Annotated in this window: 22 protein-coding genes, 1 other RNA gene and 2 riboswitches; of the genes, 20 read left to right on the forward strand and 3 right to left on the reverse strand. The window is 33.6% G+C overall.

Annotation, left to right across the window (positions count from 1 at the left end):
* Positions 1-42: 42 nt before the first annotated feature.
* The 8 genes from MKY81_RS15130 (at position 43) to tenA (ending at position 6,117) form a co-directional block, all read left to right on the forward strand.
* The gene (locus tag MKY81_RS15130) at positions 43-912 is read left to right on the forward strand and encodes an ABC transporter permease subunit (protein ID WP_341118215.1); all 870 of its coding nucleotides are present in this window, start codon (positions 43-45) and stop codon (positions 910-912) included.
* Positions 905-1,828 carry an ABC transporter permease gene (locus tag MKY81_RS15135; protein ID WP_066229498.1) on the forward strand — a complete coding sequence of 308 codons (924 nt, stop codon included), beginning with the start codon at positions 905-907 and terminating at the stop codon, positions 1,826-1,828. Before MKY81_RS15130 ends, MKY81_RS15135 begins: the two co-directional genes overlap by 8 nt.
* Positions 1,829-1,947: 119 nt before the next feature.
* A non-coding RNA gene (ssrS, locus tag MKY81_RS15140) (6S RNA) lies at positions 1,948-2,143 on the forward strand.
* Positions 2,144-2,294: 151 nt separating this feature from the next.
* Positions 2,295-2,397: riboswitch (TPP riboswitch) on the forward strand.
* 59 nt (positions 2,398-2,456) lie between these two features.
* A riboswitch (TPP riboswitch) is annotated at positions 2,457-2,557 on the forward strand.
* Positions 2,558-2,670: 113 nt separating this feature from the next.
* The gene (gene thiW, locus MKY81_RS15145) at positions 2,671-3,192 is read left to right on the forward strand and encodes an energy coupling factor transporter S component ThiW (protein ID WP_066229494.1); all 522 of its coding nucleotides are present in this window, start codon (positions 2,671-2,673) and stop codon (positions 3,190-3,192) included.
* The gene (gene thiD, locus MKY81_RS15150) at positions 3,161-3,970 is read left to right on the forward strand and encodes a bifunctional hydroxymethylpyrimidine kinase/phosphomethylpyrimidine kinase (RefSeq protein WP_066229491.1); all 810 of its coding nucleotides are present in this window, start codon (positions 3,161-3,163) and stop codon (positions 3,968-3,970) included. The genes thiW and thiD overlap by 32 nt, the downstream gene beginning before the upstream one ends.
* A 13-nt stretch (positions 3,971-3,983) precedes the next feature.
* The gene (gene thiM / locus MKY81_RS15155) at positions 3,984-4,793 is read left to right on the forward strand and encodes a hydroxyethylthiazole kinase (RefSeq protein WP_327991866.1); all 810 of its coding nucleotides are present in this window, start codon (positions 3,984-3,986) and stop codon (positions 4,791-4,793) included.
* Positions 4,783-5,388 carry a thiamine phosphate synthase gene (thiE, locus tag MKY81_RS15160; protein WP_066229485.1) on the forward strand — a complete coding sequence of 202 codons (606 nt, stop codon included), beginning with the start codon at positions 4,783-4,785 and terminating at the stop codon, positions 5,386-5,388. Before thiM ends, thiE begins: the two co-directional genes overlap by 11 nt.
* 39 nt (positions 5,389-5,427) lie before the next feature.
* Positions 5,428-6,117: a thiaminase II gene (gene tenA / locus MKY81_RS15165; RefSeq protein WP_066229482.1), complete on the forward strand. Its 690-nt coding sequence runs from the start codon at positions 5,428-5,430 to the stop codon at positions 6,115-6,117.
* Positions 6,118-6,204: 87 nt separating this feature from the next.
* Here tenA and MKY81_RS15170 read toward each other — a convergent pair whose 3' ends face one another.
* Both MKY81_RS15170 and MKY81_RS15175 read right to left on the reverse strand, forming a co-directional pair.
* A complete protein-coding gene (locus tag MKY81_RS15170; RefSeq protein ID WP_181294639.1) occupies positions 6,205-6,369 on the reverse strand; it encodes a hypothetical protein in 165 nt (54 codons plus the stop codon).
* A gap of 169 nt (positions 6,370-6,538) precedes the next feature.
* On the reverse strand, positions 6,539-6,724 hold the full coding sequence (locus MKY81_RS15175) for a hypothetical protein (RefSeq protein ID WP_066229479.1): 186 nt from the start codon (positions 6,722-6,724) through the stop codon (positions 6,539-6,541).
* 167 nt (positions 6,725-6,891) lie between these two features.
* On the opposite strand from MKY81_RS15175, the gene MKY81_RS15180 reads away from it, so the two are divergent.
* The 8 genes from MKY81_RS15180 to MKY81_RS15215 all read left to right on the forward strand — a co-directional run bounded on the left by MKY81_RS15180 (position 6,892) and on the right by MKY81_RS15215 (position 12,202).
* Positions 6,892-7,686 (forward strand): amino acid ABC transporter substrate-binding protein, encoded by a 795-nt coding sequence (locus tag MKY81_RS15180; protein WP_108071623.1) that lies wholly within the window; start codon positions 6,892-6,894, stop codon positions 7,684-7,686.
* Between the two features lie 15 nt (positions 7,687-7,701).
* Positions 7,702-8,385, forward strand: a complete 684-nt coding sequence (locus MKY81_RS15185) for an amino acid ABC transporter permease (RefSeq protein ID WP_066229474.1) — start codon at positions 7,702-7,704, stop codon at positions 8,383-8,385.
* Positions 8,386-8,398: 13 nt separating this feature from the next.
* On the forward strand, positions 8,399-9,145 hold the full coding sequence (locus MKY81_RS15190; RefSeq protein WP_341118231.1) for an amino acid ABC transporter ATP-binding protein: 747 nt from the start codon (positions 8,399-8,401) through the stop codon (positions 9,143-9,145).
* Positions 9,146-9,309: 164 nt separating this feature from the next.
* Positions 9,310-9,804: a VanZ family protein gene (locus MKY81_RS15195; RefSeq protein ID WP_066229464.1), complete on the forward strand. Its 495-nt coding sequence runs from the start codon at positions 9,310-9,312 to the stop codon at positions 9,802-9,804.
* 296 nt (positions 9,805-10,100) lie between these two features.
* Complete coding sequence (locus MKY81_RS15200; RefSeq protein ID WP_341118236.1) at positions 10,101-10,550, forward strand: Dps family protein; 450 nt, start codon at positions 10,101-10,103, stop codon at positions 10,548-10,550.
* Positions 10,551-10,703: 153 nt separating this feature from the next.
* On the forward strand, positions 10,704-11,183 hold the full coding sequence (locus tag MKY81_RS15205) for a hypothetical protein (protein ID WP_108071619.1): 480 nt from the start codon (positions 10,704-10,706) through the stop codon (positions 11,181-11,183).
* A gap of 134 nt (positions 11,184-11,317) precedes the next feature.
* Positions 11,318-11,692, forward strand: coding sequence for a hypothetical protein (locus tag MKY81_RS15210; RefSeq protein ID WP_341118238.1), 375 nt, complete (start codon positions 11,318-11,320; stop codon positions 11,690-11,692).
* A complete protein-coding gene (locus MKY81_RS15215; RefSeq protein WP_108071615.1) occupies positions 11,693-12,202 on the forward strand; it encodes a hypothetical protein in 510 nt (169 codons plus the stop codon).
* Between the two features lie 348 nt (positions 12,203-12,550).
* On the opposite strand, the gene MKY81_RS15220 is transcribed toward MKY81_RS15215, so the two are convergent.
* Positions 12,551-13,843, reverse strand: a complete 1,293-nt coding sequence (locus tag MKY81_RS15220) for an Nramp family divalent metal transporter (protein WP_107920651.1) — start codon at positions 13,841-13,843, stop codon at positions 12,551-12,553.
* Between the two features lie 282 nt (positions 13,844-14,125).
* On the opposite strand from MKY81_RS15220, the gene MKY81_RS15225 reads away from it, so the two are divergent.
* Genes MKY81_RS15225 through MKY81_RS15240 form a run of 4 tightly spaced genes read left to right on the forward strand, consistent with a single transcriptional unit; the run spans position 14,126 to position 17,252 of the window.
* Entirely contained in the window at positions 14,126-14,554 is a 429-nt protein-coding gene (locus MKY81_RS15225) for an FAS1-like dehydratase domain-containing protein (protein WP_108071613.1), read from the forward strand.
* Positions 14,555-14,558: 4 nt separating this feature from the next.
* Positions 14,559-14,957: a MaoC/PaaZ C-terminal domain-containing protein gene (locus tag MKY81_RS15230; RefSeq protein WP_108071611.1), complete on the forward strand. Its 399-nt coding sequence runs from the start codon at positions 14,559-14,561 to the stop codon at positions 14,955-14,957.
* A complete protein-coding gene (locus tag MKY81_RS15235) occupies positions 14,954-15,745 on the forward strand; it encodes an SDR family NAD(P)-dependent oxidoreductase (protein ID WP_108071609.1) in 792 nt (263 codons plus the stop codon). Before MKY81_RS15230 ends, MKY81_RS15235 begins: the two co-directional genes overlap by 4 nt.
* 16 nt (positions 15,746-15,761) lie before the next feature.
* Positions 15,762-17,252, forward strand: a complete 1,491-nt coding sequence (locus MKY81_RS15240; protein WP_108071607.1) for a helix-turn-helix domain-containing protein — start codon at positions 15,762-15,764, stop codon at positions 17,250-17,252.
* Positions 17,253-17,265 lie beyond the last annotated feature (13 nt).

Consider the following 17,265-nt stretch of genomic DNA (forward strand, 5'->3'; position numbering starts at 1 on the left):
AATCCAAATGAACTAATGTAACAATGATGGAGGTGATGGTGTTTGATAAAAAAGTTTTTGCAAATCTTTTTAATAGTAGTAATCATCTTTTTAGTGACTAGTCTTCCATCCATGTTTATAGTTAGTAACAATCATGGAGAGGCATACCTACAATTTCATCCCGAAGTTATGATTATGAATATTCCAGTGTTTTTTACGTCCTTTCAAGATGGAACTTTTGGCACATACAGTATAAATGGTATCTCACACTCTGTACTAAACGATATTCAATCATTTTCGATAAACTCGGGAATTCTTTTATTTTCAAGCATCTTAGTTGCTTTATTATTTTCTCTTAGCTTTGGTGTATTCTTAAGTTCCTTAAAAATCACAAAACTGTTTCGTTGGATTATAAATATATTTTCCCTAGTTCCAGATTTTATCATTATTATTTTATCGATTGCACTTGCTGTTGAATTTTACAAGTGGACAGATATACGTGTAATTACGTTGTCCCCATTTTCCGATTCAGTCAATCTATGGTTTCCGATTGCCATCCTTTCATTAATGCCAACATTTTATTTATTTAAAATGATTTCTGCTAGATATATAGAAATAACCGGATTGGACTACATAAGAACAGCCGTAGGCAAAGGACTGAATAGACACTATATTAATAGCCGGCATATATTGAAAAACTTAATTCCTTATATTTTTGCTGATTTAAAAAAAGCCATATCATTTACAATAGGAAATTTATTTATTATCGAATATTTGTTTAATATAAAAGGATTAACCATTTTTATTTTTGATGATTATCAATTTCAGAAAGTCTTTTTATCATTATTAATCTTATTGACCATTGCAACTCTTTGCTATTTGTTTATCAAATTACTTTTCTATTTTATTGAGCGGGTGTTTATCAATGCATGAAAAAAGAACATGGAATCCATATTTAATCATCAGCGTAATTATGGTATTTTTTTTATTCGCAATATCAATAGTCGGTCCATTGTTTGCCCCACATAAATTAACAGACAGTATTACGATTTATCAATATGGGGAAAAAAATATGGCATTTCCACCGCTAGCCCCCTTTACATACAAAGAATATCCGTTAGGAACAGACAAATGGGGATACGATTTACTTACATTACTAATTTATGGTGCAAAATATACTGTCTTTATTTCAATTTCGATTGCCTTATTAAAAATTGCTCTTGGTTTAGGAATTGGATTATTTACAGGGATAATGAAAAAGAGGCTCCACATTTGGGAGTCATTTGAACATTCTTTATCGTATATTCCATCGTTTTTAATCATTTATTTCGTTTTGTGGCCGATTTCTTTTAATCCAACTATTAAGCCTATATCATTAATCGTATTATTTATCATCGTATCGACCATAATCGGATTTCCGAGTGTAGCCGCATCGATTCGGGAAAAAACGATACAAGTGTATCGCTTGCCTTTTATTGAAGCCGCCATTACGACAGGGTCTTCAAAATGGAAAATAATTAAGCGCCACATCATTCCACATTTAATAGAAGATATTGTTATATTATTTGTTCTCGAAATTGTTACCGCAATCACTGTGATGGGACAATTAGCATTATTTAATATTTTTATAGGAGGAACGAAGCTAGAAACCTCACCAACTTTATATCATTCGATTACGAAAGAATGGGCTGGTTTAGTAGGACAGGCAAGGGATCATTTGTGGGGAAATCAGTTCGTTCTTTTCATTCCATTAGTATGCTTACTGTTTGCGATTGTATCATTTCAACTTTTAGCCGTTGGATTAAAAAAACATTATAACCGCAGATATCAAACAAGTCAGTGGATTTAGACGACCATCCTTAATAATTGCAAAATAATATTGCAAAGGAATTCATAAAAATGAGGTAGTTTATTATTCCAGTAAATCATTTCACTTGAAAAAATGATAAAAATAAAGTAATATAACAATACAAGCTGCATTGTACGTATTGATAATAAAGTTTTAACCTTTAAGCTGTAACAGGGAGTTTTATATTGAAACTGGAATGACAAGCTTTCGCCTACATGGCATGGAAGACAAGCAAGAACGTTTCTGCAAACACCCACTTTGAGGAGTGGTGGTTTAAAACTTTCTTAATACTCATACGGCAAAGGCGGCCTTATAAATGACAACTTCCAAATCAGTTTCCAATCGGGAACTGGTTTTTTTATACAGAGAATAATGTATGGAATTATATAATAAGAACCAAATTTTAAAAAGGAAAATTATCCTTTCTTTTTATCTAATTTATGCTAACATATACATAAATGAATAATTTTATCGCTAGGGGAGTCTAAATAAGACTGAGACAGAGATGTTCTGGACCCTTTGAACTTGATCCAGTTTATGCTGGCGTAAGGAAGTGGGAGTAAGAGATATAATCAATTCTGCCCATCTAACTGCTTACGATGGGCTTTTTTGTGTACAATTTCATAATTTTTTCTGCTAGGGGAGCCATAGGCTGAGAGATATCATTGATTGAAACCCTTTGTACCTGATCCGGATTATACCGGCGTAGGGAAGCGGTCTAAATAGCTATTCTGTATTTTCTAGTTACAGTTGTTATTGCCGCTTTCTATTGAGGAAGGCGGTTTTTTTGTTGGAGAAAGAAAAGCTTCCTCACAAAAATCAAATGATGGAGGTGTGTAAAGATGAATAAGTTAAAAAAAATGACGATAACTGCAGTTATTATTGCGATAACTACTTTAATAAGTAATATCGTTTTTATCCCAGTGGGATTTGCAAAAATTTTCCCTATCCAACATATGGCTAATGTATTAACCGCTATCCTATTGGGTCCGTTTTATTCAATTGCACAAGCATTTATCGTGTCAATCATCCGAAATTTCACAGGAACCGGCTCCCTATTTGCTTTTCCCGGAAGTATGATTGGTGCATTTCTATCAGGCTATTTGTTTATGAAAACAAGAAAGCTTAGTTGGGCGTTTACGGGTGAAGTTATTGGAACTGGCATTCTTGGGGCACTCGCAGCATATCCAGTAGCAAGGCTACTATTAGGAAAGAATGTAGCTTTATTTGGATTTATCCCTTCATTTATAGTTAGTTCCTTTGCAGGAGCACTAATTGCCATATTTTTAATGAAAGTATTATTACGAAATCAAACGTTTGGAGGAATCATTCATGAAAACAGCACTTACAATCGCAGGATCTGATTCAGGAGGTGGAGCTGGGATCCAAGCAGATATTAAAACATTTTCTTCCTTAGGTGTGTTTGGAATGTCGGTTATTACTGCAGTTACCGCCCAAAACACAATGGAAGTAAAATCTGTACAAATGATTGATTCACAAATAATCAGTGATCAAATATCTGCTATTTTCGACGACATTCATGTTGATGCAGTTAAAATTGGAATGCTCGGAACAAAAGAAAATATTGATGTGGTTGCAAAGGAATTGAATATATACCGTACAGAGCATATCATCCTCGATCCAGTCATGATATCAAAAGGTGGTCACCATTTATTACAGCAAAATGCGATAGATGCGTTAAAAGAAAAATTGCTTCCAATGGTGACATTAATTACACCTAATATACCTGAGGCTGAAAGTTTAACAGACAGAAAGATTTGTACGATTGAAGACATGTATACTGCCTGCCTCAAATTACAGGAACTCGGTGCCAATAAAATTTTATTAAAAGGTGGCCATTTAGAAGGGGATCCAAATGATTTATTTTTTGACGGACATCACTTTACATGGTTGCCAGGGAAGAGAATTCATACGAAAAATGTTCATGGAACAGGGTGTACGTTATCTTCAGCTATCACCGCTTTTGTTGCTCAGGAAGAAACCCTGTTGAGTGCAGTTAAGAAAGCAAAAGATTATATTACAATAGCAATTCAACATAGCTTAGAACTTGGCAGTGGACATGGTCCAACAAATCATTTTTACCATTTATATGAACGTGCTGGACTAGTAGACAATAAATAGCGGAGGGATTCCAATGGAAATTTCAAAAATGACACGGTTAATTTCATTAGTAAAAGAAAAAAAACCACTTATTCACCATATGACAAATGTGGTAACTATAAATGATTGTGCTAATGTCACACTTGCAATCGGAGCTTCACCAGTAATGGCTACAGAGATTAAAGAAGTGGAAGATATGATTCAACTAGCTGATGCACTAATTATCAATTTAGGAACGATTCATGATGTTGTTTTCGAATCTATGCTACATGCAGGGATTGCTGCTAATAAGAAAGGAATTCCAGTTATATTGGATCCTGTCGGTGTTGGCGCAACAAGTTATCGAACAGAACGATCTATGGAACTATTAGAAAAAGTAAAGATGGCTATCATCCGTGGGAATAGCAGTGAAATACATACATTAATTGGTGGTACAGGTGGAACAAAAGGAGTCGACGCGGGTGAAGGATCTGTACCATCGATTGAAATAGCTCAGCAAGCTGCCAACGCTTTCCAATGTGTTATTGGCATAAGCGGCAAAGTAGACGTTGTATCAAACGGAAGTAAGAACTATTATCTATCAAATGGGGATGAAAGATTAACAAGAATAACAGGAACAGGATGTATGTCTACTTCACTCATAGGCAGTTTTTCTGGCGTAACATCTGATTATTTAGGTGCCGCCATCACGGGAATGTCAATTATGTCACTTTCAGGGGAACGTGCAACGAAACACTTGGCAACAGATGGAGGAATTGGAACATATAAAATAAAGCTGATGGATGAAATCTATCGAATGAATGAGGAAGTTTTTGCTAAAGAGGTGAAAATTCATGAATGTTAATTACAATCTTTATTTAGTTACCGATGAACGAACCCCAATAGGCGAACTTTTATCAATTGTTGAAGAAGCTGTGCAAGGTGGTGTGACCATCGTTCAACTTCGTGAAAAGAATAGCGATGGACTCACATTTTATAAAAAAGCAAAACATTTAAAAGCGTTGTTAAAAAGCTATCAAGTGCCTCTAATTATAAATGATCGTGTAGATATTGCGTTAGCGGTAGGAGCTGATGGTATACATGTTGGTCAAGACGATATACCGCTTTCTGCCTTAAAGCGAATAGTTCCCAAGTCAATGATTATTGGTGTGTCTACGCAAACAATCGAGCAGGCCCAATTAGCTGAAAAAATTGGAGCTGATTATATTGGAATAGGGTCTGCTTTTCCAACTAAAACAAAACAAGATGCAACTGTGTTATCTATGGAAACCTTAAAAGCAATTAAAGATTCTGTAAATATACCAGCTGTAGCAATCGGAGGAATAACATTAGATAATTTTCATCAATTAAAAGAAATAAATTTTTCTGGAATTGCGGTAGTTTCTGCAATTATGAAGGCAAAAAACCCAAAGGAAGCAGCGAAAAAACTTTTTCAGTAAAAAAATAAATTTGCAATGTGCAAAATAGAGAGGGAGAATATGACAATGACGCAAGGGAAGCTATTTACCGATCGATTATATAGAAATGCTCAACCCATTTGGAATAAAAATCATCAACATCCATTTGTTCAAGGTATTGGTGACGGCTCTTTACCAATTGAACTTTTTGCTTATTATATGAAACAGGATTATGTGTATTTAATTGAGTATTCGAAGTTATTTGCAATAGGTACTCAAAAAGCAAAAGATTTACAAACAATGCAAAAATTTTCCCACTCATTACACTCAATTCTACATTTTGAAATGGACTTGCATAGAAAATATGCTAAAGAATTTGGGATATCTGAAGAGGAATTAGAACAGGTAAAACCAACACCTATAAATCTAGCTTATACAAATTATATGGTAAACGTATCACTAAATGGGTCATTAGCGGAAGTAGTTTCTTGTTTGCTTCCTTGTGCATGGGATTATTGGGAGATTGGTAAGCTTTTAAAAAAACAGCATCACCATCAAATAAAATCAAATCCGTATTCACATTGGATAGAAACTTATTCATCAGATGAGTTTGGATCGGTTGCCCTTTGGTTAATCAAGTTAATGAATCAATTAACTGAAGGAACTCGGGAACATGAACTGGTATCCTTAGAGAAACATTTTCAAATGACATCTCGCTTTGAATATATGTTCTGGGATATGGTCTATCACCAAGAAGAATGGCCATTATAAAGTTGTATTGTATGTATTTTTAATTCGTTAAAAAAGTTGAATTTATGTTTAACATTGATATGAAACAGCTAGGGGATAACCCCTAGCTTATTTTAGTTCTCTTCCTGTTGCTCCAATTGCTTTATCGGTATTTGATTGATTATTATATTCCGGATCTGGATTTAATTGTTTTTGGTCCGTATCCTTTCCGAGATAACTCGACTTATGCTTTTCTTGTAGTTTATGAAATTTTTCGAAATTTTGATTAACCAAAGTTTGTCCCTCCTTTTGATTTATTTTCCTTTGATATGTAAAAAAGTATGTAAGTTAAATAAGATAAAAAAAAGTGGGACATCCCACTTTTTCAAGTAATGAAAAATATATTGATAAGTCCGTATAAAAAGAAGCTTGGGCACCCTCCATATTTTATGAAGGAAAAGGTTTATACATTCAGTTTTCCTAGTAAAGCCATAATTGCTTTAACAATTAAGACGATAGCGAACAGAATAACGGCACCTGCTCCAATGAATTCAACTACTGTAGCTAATGTCCCCGTAACCACACCAAGCAGACTTAAGCCAAGTAACGCAAATCCTGCAAGTATTGTAGCTAAAAACAATTGAACCATAGTTAACCACCTCCTTGTCATATTATATGTACAAACAAAAATAAGTGTGATTTTTAGAAGTAAAATTAATGATTGAACATACTTCATAATAGGCAAGATGCATATCCCTTTTTGCATAGGGCAAAACTACGAGAATAAATGATAAATACAAAAATGAGGGATGCTTGATGAAAAAATTACTATTTACACTCATAATTTTAACCTTTGCAATAATTACAAGTTCTTGTGGGACAAACAATGATAATAAAAACGAGCAAAAAAACCTTTATGACAAAATTAAAGACAAAGGAGTCGTAAACATTGGAACGGAAGGGACCTATTCACCATTTACCTATCATGACCAATCTGGAAAGCTTACAGGTTTTGATATCGACATTGCAAATGAGGTATTTAAACGATTAAAGATAAAACCTAAATATATTGAAACAAAATGGGACGGTATGATTGCAGGGTTAGATGCGAAACGTTATGACTTAGTTGCCAATGAAGTAGCTGTTCGAACGGATCGATTGAAAAAATATGATATGTCAGATCCATATATCGTCTCGAAAGCTGTTTTAATTGTAGGAAAAGATAATCATGACATAAAAACGTTAAATGACTTAAAAGGAAAAAAAGTAGGGCAGTCATTAGATAGTAATTATCGAAAAATTGCAGAAGACCATGGTGCAACAAATACGGTTGTAGATGGATTCAATCAATCAATTGATCTGATCACTTCAAAACGAATTGACGCAACAATAAACGATAGTCTTTCTTATTTAGATTTGAAAAAACACCAACCCAATTTGCCTATAAAAGTCGTCTATGAAGAAAAAAATGCGACGAGTAATGCTTTTCTTTTTCGGAAAAATTCAGATGAACTAGTGAAGGCTGTAAACGGAGCACTTGCAGATATGAAAAAAGATGGTACCTATTTGAAAATTTCAAAAAAATGGTTTGGCACAGATGTGTCGAAGTAAAGGGATCGATTAAAGATGTTCACAGATGAATCTACCATCCGAATACTCGGAATCCTGCGTGATTCCTTTTTTCCTATACTAAAAGCAGGCATATATTTTACTATTCCTCTTTCAATCATTACATTTATATTAGGAACGGTACTAGCATTTCTGATAGCGATTATTCGCATTTCTACAATTAAACCATTAATCTTACTCGCTAAATTTTATTTATGGATTTTTAGAGGGACCCCTTTACTCGTTCAATTGTTTATCCTTTTTTATGGATTGCCTAAATTAGGGGTTACGTTAGATCCGTTTCCTGCAGCAATCATCGGCTTCACCTTAAATGTGGGAGCATATAGTTCCGAAATTTTTCGGGCATCCATTTTATCTATTCCAAAAGGCCAATGGGAAGCAGCATACTCAATAGGGATGAAGAAATCCCAAGCGATGAGAAGAATTATATTACCACAAGCAATGCGTGTATCCTTGCCACCTTTAGGGAATTCTTTTATCAGTTTAGTGAAAGATACGTCACTTGCTGCAACGATAACTGTTACTGAAATGTTCCAAAAAAGTCAGCAAATCGTTGCTGCCACTTATGAGCCGCTTTGGCTATATATAGAAGTAGCTTTCATTTATTTACTATTTAGTACTGTGTTATCGTTTGGTCAATCTATGCTTGAAAGGCGATATAATCGAACGGTAGCAAAATAGTGGGGGACGAAGAATGATTTCTATCCAACAATTGCATAAACGTTTTCATGATTTAGAAGTTTTAAAAGGGATTACACTTTCAATCGAAAAAGGGCAAACTGCTGTTATCATTGGACCATCTGGTTCAGGAAAAACAACTCTTCTTCGTTGTTTAAATCTATTGGAGACTCCAGATAAAGGTTCACTTTCGATTGGAAATCGAAAACTGGAATTTCAAGAAAATAGAAAGATAAAGCTTCAAGAAATAATGGCTATTCGCAAACAAACAGGTATGGTTTTTCAAGGGTATAATTTGTTTCCGCATTTGACAGCACTGGAAAACATCATGGAAGGACAAGTTACAGTATTGAAACGTTCAAAGGCAGAAGCAAAGCAAAAAGCATTAGGATTGTTAGAAAAAGTAGGGCTAAAAGATCGTGGTGACATGTATCCACATCAACTTTCAGGTGGACAGCAGCAACGTGTTGGGATTGCACGAGCAATGGCGATGGATCCTGAAGTCATATTATTTGATGAACCAACATCCGCCCTTGATCCTGAGCTTGTTGGAGAAGTGCTAAAAGTTATGAAAGATTTAGCAAATGAAGGAATGACTATGGTAGTTGTCACGCATGAAATGCAATTTGCACGAGATGTTGCCGATCAGGTGATATTTATGGATCAAGGGATAGTCGTTGAACAGGGCACTCCTAATGAAGTGTTTGGACAATCGAATAATCCTCGTCTTTTGCAATTTTTAAATAAGGTAAATGCAAGGTAACAATCCCAGCGGTGATGATATACATATCATTGCCTTTTTTTAATAGAATTTATGGTAATTACCGATTTTGTGTAAAAAAGAGAAAAAAATCGTCTATAATAGGTAATGCATCATTTTGTAAATGATACATACATTTTAGTAATAGAGAATGTTGGGGGAGAAAGATGTTCCAAATCATTAATCTTAAAAAGGTAAGAAAAATACTTAAAATCATTTTTTGGCTTATTTTTTTCGTTTATTTTTGCTATATGTTATACATTCTTTTCTTAGGTCGATATCGGATACCTGCAACACAAGAAAATTATAATATAATCCCATTTAAAACAATAAAAATGTATATTGATTACTATGACCATTTTAATTTTACTATTTGGTTTTCCAATCTATTCGGAAATGTTCTTGCCTTTATGCCGTTAGGTTTTCTTGCTCCTTTATTAATTAAACGATTGAACGGATTTTTAAAGGTTCTATTTTTATCATTTTTCACCACAGTCATTGTTGAATCGATCCAGCTAACCTATCATGTAGGCGGTTTTGATGTTGATGATATTATTTTAAATACAATTGGTGGTGTTCTAGGCTACTTAGTGTTTTTGCTTGTTTATACGAATATTAAAAGCCTTAGTAAAGGACACACCGAATTTACAAATATTCGGTAAGTATAAAAAAGATCATTGGACTCAAGAATATACATTGAGGTGAGTAATTTTGAGTAAAAGTAAAAAGAATTCTACTCCGAATCAAAATAAGGCGAAACCAAAGGCAAACATAAGACAGCCTAATAATCCTTTACCACAACCAAAAGATTATGAAGAAATAGAATACTAAAGAACAATAAAAAGGCGATGTAGAAATCGCCTTTTAATTATTTTAAAAAACAACAATAAGTAATGTTGGGTAAAAAATTTTATTTAGGAGAAAATAAATGAAACTATAGGAAAAAGGAGAAGTTGTCGTGTCTAATCAAAAATTAATCAATTTCTTAAATCAAGAATTATCTAATTTCTCTGTAATGTATATTAAACTTCATCGCTACCATTGGTTTGTACAAGGAAGACATTTTTTCCACTTACATAAATTATTTGAAGAATTATATACCGAAATGGCAGCAGATATAGATACACTTGCAGAAAGAATTCTTGCAATTGGGGGAAAGCCATTAGCAACAATGAGCAAATTTCTAGAAGAAACGACTCTTGTTGAGGCACAGGCGGATGACAAGGAAAATGAGCTTATTTCTCAATTAATCAGTGATTATGGGCAAATGGTAAGAGAATTGAATGAAACAGGAAGAAAGTTAGCTGAAGAGCAACAAGATCAACCGACAATTGATTTGTTAAACGAATTACAAGGAAAATTTGAAAAGCATATTTGGATATTTAACGCTTATCTTGCTTATGAATAATAATTAATTAGCAAAAGGAAAGAAAAGAGGATTACTAATCCTGTTATTGGATGAAAATATTATATTTCATCCAATACTTTTTGGCTTTATGCAGATAATGATTTACTAGAACAACAAAGTAAGGTTAATTTAAAACTAAAAAGGACGTTTTCTATGATTGGCTTTATTATTGCGATTATCCTTTTTAATACAATTGCTTTTACTACCAACAAAAAACTTTCCCTAAATCAGATTATCCATATCTGGTGTTTCACAGTATCGCTGCAAATGATGGTGGATTTGTTTGTTGATGTGAAATATCAAGGTTATTGGTATTTTGATAAAGAAATTGAATGGACATCTATTCCTTCAATCGCATTAATCGTTCCCCCGGTTAATTTGATATTTCTAAATTGGTATCCAAATCAATCTCGATTATTTAAGCGAATTATATATTTTATTTGTTGGTATGTATTCATTTTAATTTATGAAAAGGTAGCTTTACTTCCTGAACCTTGGGGTTATTTTCATTATGGATGGTGGAATTTAGGGATCTCCGCAATCGTTGATCCGTTTCTACTTTTAATACTTATTATATTTTATAAATGGACATGTAAAATGGAAATGATGGTATGCCAGAGGAGAAATAACTAGTACTAGAAAGAAAAATTATTTAAGGGATGATATAAATGGAACTCTCCATTTTTATAGACGCAGCAATCATTCTACTTCTATCATTTTTTATGCTTAAGAGAAAAATTAATCCACTGGTAAATTTTTTTACTTTTATGATTTTGGAATTTTTAATAACAACTTATAGTTCTTTTCTTACTGTAAATTTAAGTTTGTGGAAAATTAGTGATGATATAGCATTGTTCATTATTTACCGAATTTATGTGGTCATCGTTACCCCTTTTTTATACCTATTGTATTTCAATGTGGTATTGAGAAGTGAACCCCCAATAAATAAATGGATTTATACGGTTATATTTACTGGAGTACTTTATGTTTTGGAATACTGGTTAAAAATATGGGGAGTAATAACCTATGAAAATTGGCATTATTGGGGGTCCTTTATTATACAGCTAGTCATTCTATCCATTGTTTACATTTTATTATTGTTCTTTCAAAAACAATTAAAATTAGAAGGGATAGAAAAATAAATGCTACCATTTCCACAAAAATTTGATCAAAACGAATGGTGTATTGTTATTTCAATTGTTATTTCATACGCCATAATATTATTCTTACCGAAACGTTTTCCATTAAGTATAACGATACTAATAATGTTATTTGGAACTACAGTTGCAAGGATCTCCGATTATTTATTAGCGATTTCAAAACTTGATTTGTATACTGTCATGGATACCGAAAAATATGAGTTATTTGACTTGATTACATATATTCTCTATGCTCCATTTGCGTATATATTTGTCTATGTCTATGACAAATATAATATAAAAGGTTATTGGGTACTTTTATATCTTCTAATATGCACGATAGGTGCGACATTTTACGAACATCTTAATAAGGTTTTACACGTATTTAATTATCATGGTTGGAAATTAATTTATTCCCAAAGTGTCTATTTGTTTGTTCAATGTATCGCATTACTTTTTTTTCACCTTATACGTAAACTGCATCGCAATTTAGGCACACAAACGAATAGGTGAAAAACGTCAACGCTTATTTTTTTTAATAAACCGAACGAGGAATATACCAATTACGATATAAATGATGACCATGATACTTAGGATTGGAATCCATATATTATTCAAAGTAGCTTCACTCCTTGGAAATTCTATAGTTATTGTATATCGAGAGCCACTATATTAAAAGGTAAAATACTGTGACAATTTCCTTTTACGCACACATTGATGTAATTGGTATTGATAAATATGTATGACCCACTGGAGGGGATGATTTTCAGTATTATTCAATGCAATGGAAAAAAATGAATGAATTAGCACCTAAGTATATAAAAAAGTCGTGTATTTGAACACGACTTTTTTCATTTATTATTAAAATACTGTTTCAATAAGTAAAAAGATATTTAATAAAATCACTAACGCTGCAACTATCCATGAAATGATCGTTGTTACACGATGGTTTGTAAGTCCTCCCATAAGCTTCTTATTACTTGTAAACATAATAAGCGGTACTAATGCAAAGGCAATACCAAATGATAAAACGACTTGACTCATGACTAATGCATTTGTTGGGTTCACACCAGAAATTATTATAGCAAGAGCAGGGATCATTGTTATCGCTCGTCGTAAATATAAGTTAATACGTACATTAATAAATCCTTGCATGACGACATCACCAGACATCGTCCCAACTGAAGAACTTGATAAGCCGGCAATTAGTAACCCAAGACCGAATGAAATCGCAGCTATTGGGCTGACATACTGGCCAAATTGATGGAATGCTACATCTAAATCTTCAACAACTAACCCATTTTTAAAAAATAATGCCGCTGAAACGATGAGCATACACATATTGATCGCTCCGGCAATAATCATTGCAATAATGATATCAATAAATTCGAATTTAAAGATTCTTTTCTTTTCTGCTTCATTTTTTCCAACAATTCTATTTTGTGTTAGTGAAGAGTGTAGGTAGATTGCATGTGGCATTACCGTCGCCCCTAAAATACCGGCAGCGAGTAAGATACTATCTACTCCTTCAAACTTAGGAGTAACCATTCCGCCTAGTACCGCTCCCATATCCGGTTTTGCTAAAAATGTTTGAAAAGCAAATGCGAGAACAACGATTAGTACCATTGCTGCAATTCCAGCTTCCAGAGAGCGAAAACCTCTTCTTTGTAATTCTAAAATCGCAAATGAACCTACCGCTGTAATAAGCGCAGCCGGGATCATCGGTATATCAAATAATAAATATAACCCGAGGGCAGCACCAATAAATTCAGCTAAATCTGTAGCGATAATAACCAATTCACTTTGAATCCATAAAAAGATGGAAACCCCTTTTGGAAAACGATCTCTTGCCACTTCAGGTAGATTTTTACCTGTCGCAATTCCTAATTTGGCCGATAATGATTGAATTAATACCGCCATTAGGTTAGAAAAAGCGATTACCCATAGTAAGAGGTAACCATACTTTGAACCCGCAGTAATATTTGTCGCGAAATTTCCAGGATCGATATAAGCGACAGCTGCAATAAATGCTGGACCTAAAAAAGGGAGAATTTTCTTTATCCCCGTTACCTCGCCCCTTAAGACAGCATCTGCAGATACCCTTGTTTTACTTATTTTTGGGATATATTTTTTATCTAATGTTTTATCACGCATCATTTGTTTCCTCCCCACCTAAATGTAAACCTTAAACAAAAAAGTTTCCTTAGGGAAAAATTAAGATTTGATACTATTTTATTCAATAATGATTAAAATGTAAACAATTTTTACTTATTATTTTACCCAATAACCTGGTTGTTTTCGTCAAATTATGACAATTTCAACATAGGAAATACCGGAAATTCATTTTTGATTAAGAAGAAAGCAGGATTTTAGAAAGATAATTACGAATATTTCATAGGAGAAAACGATTTATTTTACATAAAAGGAGATGATTCAATGGATAGAACGGGTTTAACCTTTTCAATCGAATCATTCACTGTCGAGCGGAGCAAAATTAAGGAATTTGCTTTAGCAATTGGTGACGACAATCCCATCTATTATGATTTTGAAGCAGCAAAAAAGGAAGGATTTAGGGATATTCCAATCCCTCCAACGTTTCCAACGGTCATTGAAATGTGGGGAGGTCTCGATTTTGAAACAATAATACGTAAACTTGATTTAAATCCACTAATGGTTCTACATGGTGAACAAGAATATGAATATTTTTCTGATATATATGCGGGTGATACCATTTCCTGTTTTGCAAAAGTTACTTCACATGTAGAAAAAAAGAGAATGGATTTAATAACAATTGAGAGTGTTTATAAACGAGAAGAGGAAGTCATTCTCATCAGTCGTTCAAATATTATCGAAAGAAAGGGCTGATCACATGCAGCATTTGGATACTGTTCATAAACCAATGATTACGCATACCCAGCTCGTTAAGTATGCAGGGGCGTCAGGCGATTTTAATCCGATTCATACAGTTGTCCCAATTGCAGAAAAAGCAGGGTTAGGTGATGTAATTGCACATGGGATGTTAATTATGGGTATGGCAGGGGAGGCTTTAGGTAAATGGTTCCCTAGAAAAAATTTACGTAAATTTAAAGTACGCTTTTCTTCGATGACGAAACCAGGTGAAAGTTTATCGATTGAAGGAAGGATCGTCGAGGAAATAGAAGTGGATGGAGAATTAAGATATGTAGGCAAATTATTTGTAAAAAATAGCGACGGGGAAACAAAATTAAAAGGAGAATTTCATGTTAAGAAGGAGCGTGAAGAAGGATGATGTTAAATAATCAGACGGCTATCGTCACAGGTTCTGGTCGAGGTGTTGGAAGAGCAGTAGCAAATTTAATGGCCGAACAAGGGGCGAACGTAGTCATTTCCGATCTTGATCAAGAGCATGCAAATGCAGTCGTTACCGAAATTATAGAAAAGGGCGGTCATGCTGTTTCTTTTCCGGGTGATGTGACAAGTGATCATTTTGCTGAAAATATTATTGAGACAGCAGTAACAACCTTTGGCGGGCTAGACATATTAGTAAATAATGCCGGATATACTTGGGATGGCATGGTTCATAAAATGAGTGATGAACAATTTCAAGCAATGCTAGATATCCACTTAATTGCACCATTTAAATTGATTCGTGCAGCTGCACCGTATATGAGAAAAGAGGTAGGAAGTGAAATATATCGCAAAATAGTGAATGTATCCTCTGTGGCAGGTGTGATGGGGAATATCGGTCAAGCTAATTATGCTGCTGCAAAAGCCGGGCTCATTGGTTTGACTAAAACAGTCGCCAAAGAATGGGGAGCATATAATGTAAATTGTAATGCTGTAGCTTTTGGTTTAATCGATACACGTCTAACACAATCGAAGGAAAAAGGGGAATCTTTTAATGGTGTTTCATTAGGAATACCCGAAAAAGTAAGAAAAATGTTTGAACATTCAATCCCGCAACAACGAGCAGGTACTCCCGAAGAAGCAGCATCTGCAATTCTTTATTTAGCCTCACCACTAGCAAATTATGTGAATGGGCAAGTGTTACACATTAATGGAGGTATGTATACTTAATTAAGAGGTGGATATAATGTACAACTTATTGATTGCAGACAAGGACGAATTTGAAGCTAAAGGAATGAAGTGGCTAATTGAATCTTCCATCTCTAATGTCAATGTTAAATTAGCACATAACCTAATTGATTCGGTAATGATTCTTGAAAACGAACAGCCTGATATTTTTATATATGAAACGAATATCGGAATAGGGGAAGAATTACTGAAGGCGATTAAGATTAATCAACCAAACATTATCTCTATAACGATGGAGGCAACATTCGAGGCAGCCAAAAAAGCAATTGATATAGGTACTAAATTCCTATTAATTAAACCCTTTTCACCACAGGAACTATTAAATAATATCAATTTAATTATTCGAGAACTTGAACGGCAAACTAAAGATAAACTAGAAAGAATCTTTAATACCGATAAGCAAAATGTAGTATATGAACATTTATTCTTAGACGAAAGTTCATTTATCGAGCCCTATGTATTTGTCGCTTTTCAACCAGAAAAAGTAAGTATACTTCCAAAGTTAAACCAATATTTAAAAGAATATCTCTTTCCAATTACTCCAATGATCTTTCCATTAAGTGATATGACGATTTGTCTATTTAATTCACAAGCGGAACTAGATTGGAATTCTCTATGTAAGCGTTTTATGTATGATTGGGATCAATTTGAAAGCGAATCTATTGTCATTATTATTAATTTAGAGGAGAATCCATACTTATCATTACACGAAAAATATTTACATACGAAAAAAATGACTGAGGTTACTTTTTTTGTAGGTTATCGGCAGGTTTTAGAGTTTACGAGTGAATTGCAATGGAAATTTATCGACCCATTTTTAACACCAAGCGAGCAAAAGCAATGGATAAGCTATTTAAATGAAGGGAATAAAGAGGAGATTTCAAGCTTTTTATCCCGGGAATTTTTGCAATTTACCGATCCATTTCCGGATCCAAGTTTACTCCGTATTCGTTTAACGAGCATATTAGCACAAATTCGAAGGCACATGAAATCCACTAATCTAGATCATAAATTATATGAGGAAGAATACTTAACGATTTTTGATACGATATTATATGAATCTATCATTTTTCGTATCATTCAAAAACTAATTATTTTTACCTCGAAAATAATAGATGCAGCTGCCGATATAAGCAAAAATTCATATACAGATACCATTGAGAAATGTATAAAATATATGGAATTGAATTATTGGAAAAAAGACTTTGCTTTAAGTGATTTGTCTACTTTTGTGGGAAGGAATTCAACCTATTTAAGCCATTTATTCGTTGAAAAAACAAAGAAAACATTTCGGGAATGCTTAACTGATATAAGAATAAAAGAAGCAAAAAAACTCCTTATTGAGACCGACATGGTTGTGAAAGAAATTGCCTCATTAACCGGGTTTCAAAATCAATACTATTTTTCGAGAGTTTTTAAAAACAGTGTCGGTATGCCTCCAAAGCAATTTCGAACGAAGGAGTCTTTGGAACACTTTTCTCGTTCTTAATTATGAGATAAAG

This window comes from Heyndrickxia sp. FSL W8-0423, assembly GCF_038009395.1.
GTDB classification, from domain to species: Bacteria; Bacillota; Bacilli; order Bacillales; family Bacillaceae_C; genus Heyndrickxia; species Heyndrickxia sporothermodurans.

Coding starts and splice junctions, on each gene's coding strand:
- MKY81_RS15230 (WP_108071611.1), top strand. CDS start 14,559: ATGCAGCATTTGGATACTGTTCATAAACCAATGATTACGCATACCCAG.
- MKY81_RS15185 (WP_066229474.1), top strand. CDS start 7,702: ATGTTCACAGATGAATCTACCATCCGAATACTCGGAATCCTGCGTGAT.
- MKY81_RS15190 (WP_341118231.1), top strand. CDS start 8,399: ATGATTTCTATCCAACAATTGCATAAACGTTTTCATGATTTAGAAGTT.
- thiE (WP_066229485.1), top strand. CDS start 4,783: ATGAATGTTAATTACAATCTTTATTTAGTTACCGATGAACGAACCCCA.
- MKY81_RS15175 (WP_066229479.1), bottom strand. CDS start 6,724: ATGGTTCAATTGTTTTTAGCTACAATACTTGCAGGATTTGCGTTACTT.
- MKY81_RS15225 (WP_108071613.1), top strand. CDS start 14,126: ATGGATAGAACGGGTTTAACCTTTTCAATCGAATCATTCACTGTCGAG.
- MKY81_RS15135 (WP_066229498.1), top strand. CDS start 905: ATGCATGAAAAAAGAACATGGAATCCATATTTAATCATCAGCGTAATT.
- thiM (WP_327991866.1), top strand. CDS start 3,984: ATGGAAATTTCAAAAATGACACGGTTAATTTCATTAGTAAAAGAAAAA.
- MKY81_RS15220 (WP_107920651.1), bottom strand. CDS start 13,843: ATGCGTGATAAAACATTAGATAAAAAATATATCCCAAAAATAAGTAAA.
- MKY81_RS15215 (WP_108071615.1), top strand. CDS start 11,693: ATGCTACCATTTCCACAAAAATTTGATCAAAACGAATGGTGTATTGTT.
- MKY81_RS15195 (WP_066229464.1), top strand. CDS start 9,310: ATGTTCCAAATCATTAATCTTAAAAAGGTAAGAAAAATACTTAAAATC.
- MKY81_RS15205 (WP_108071619.1), top strand. CDS start 10,704: ATGATTGGCTTTATTATTGCGATTATCCTTTTTAATACAATTGCTTTT.
- MKY81_RS15240 (WP_108071607.1), top strand. CDS start 15,762: ATGTACAACTTATTGATTGCAGACAAGGACGAATTTGAAGCTAAAGGA.
- MKY81_RS15180 (WP_108071623.1), top strand. CDS start 6,892: ATGAAAAAATTACTATTTACACTCATAATTTTAACCTTTGCAATAATT.
- tenA (WP_066229482.1), top strand. CDS start 5,428: ATGACAATGACGCAAGGGAAGCTATTTACCGATCGATTATATAGAAAT.
- MKY81_RS15210 (WP_341118238.1), top strand. CDS start 11,318: ATGATTTTGGAATTTTTAATAACAACTTATAGTTCTTTTCTTACTGTA.
- MKY81_RS15235 (WP_108071609.1), top strand. CDS start 14,954: ATGATGTTAAATAATCAGACGGCTATCGTCACAGGTTCTGGTCGAGGT.
- thiD (WP_066229491.1), top strand. CDS start 3,161: ATGAAAACAGCACTTACAATCGCAGGATCTGATTCAGGAGGTGGAGCT.
- thiW (WP_066229494.1), top strand. CDS start 2,671: ATGAATAAGTTAAAAAAAATGACGATAACTGCAGTTATTATTGCGATA.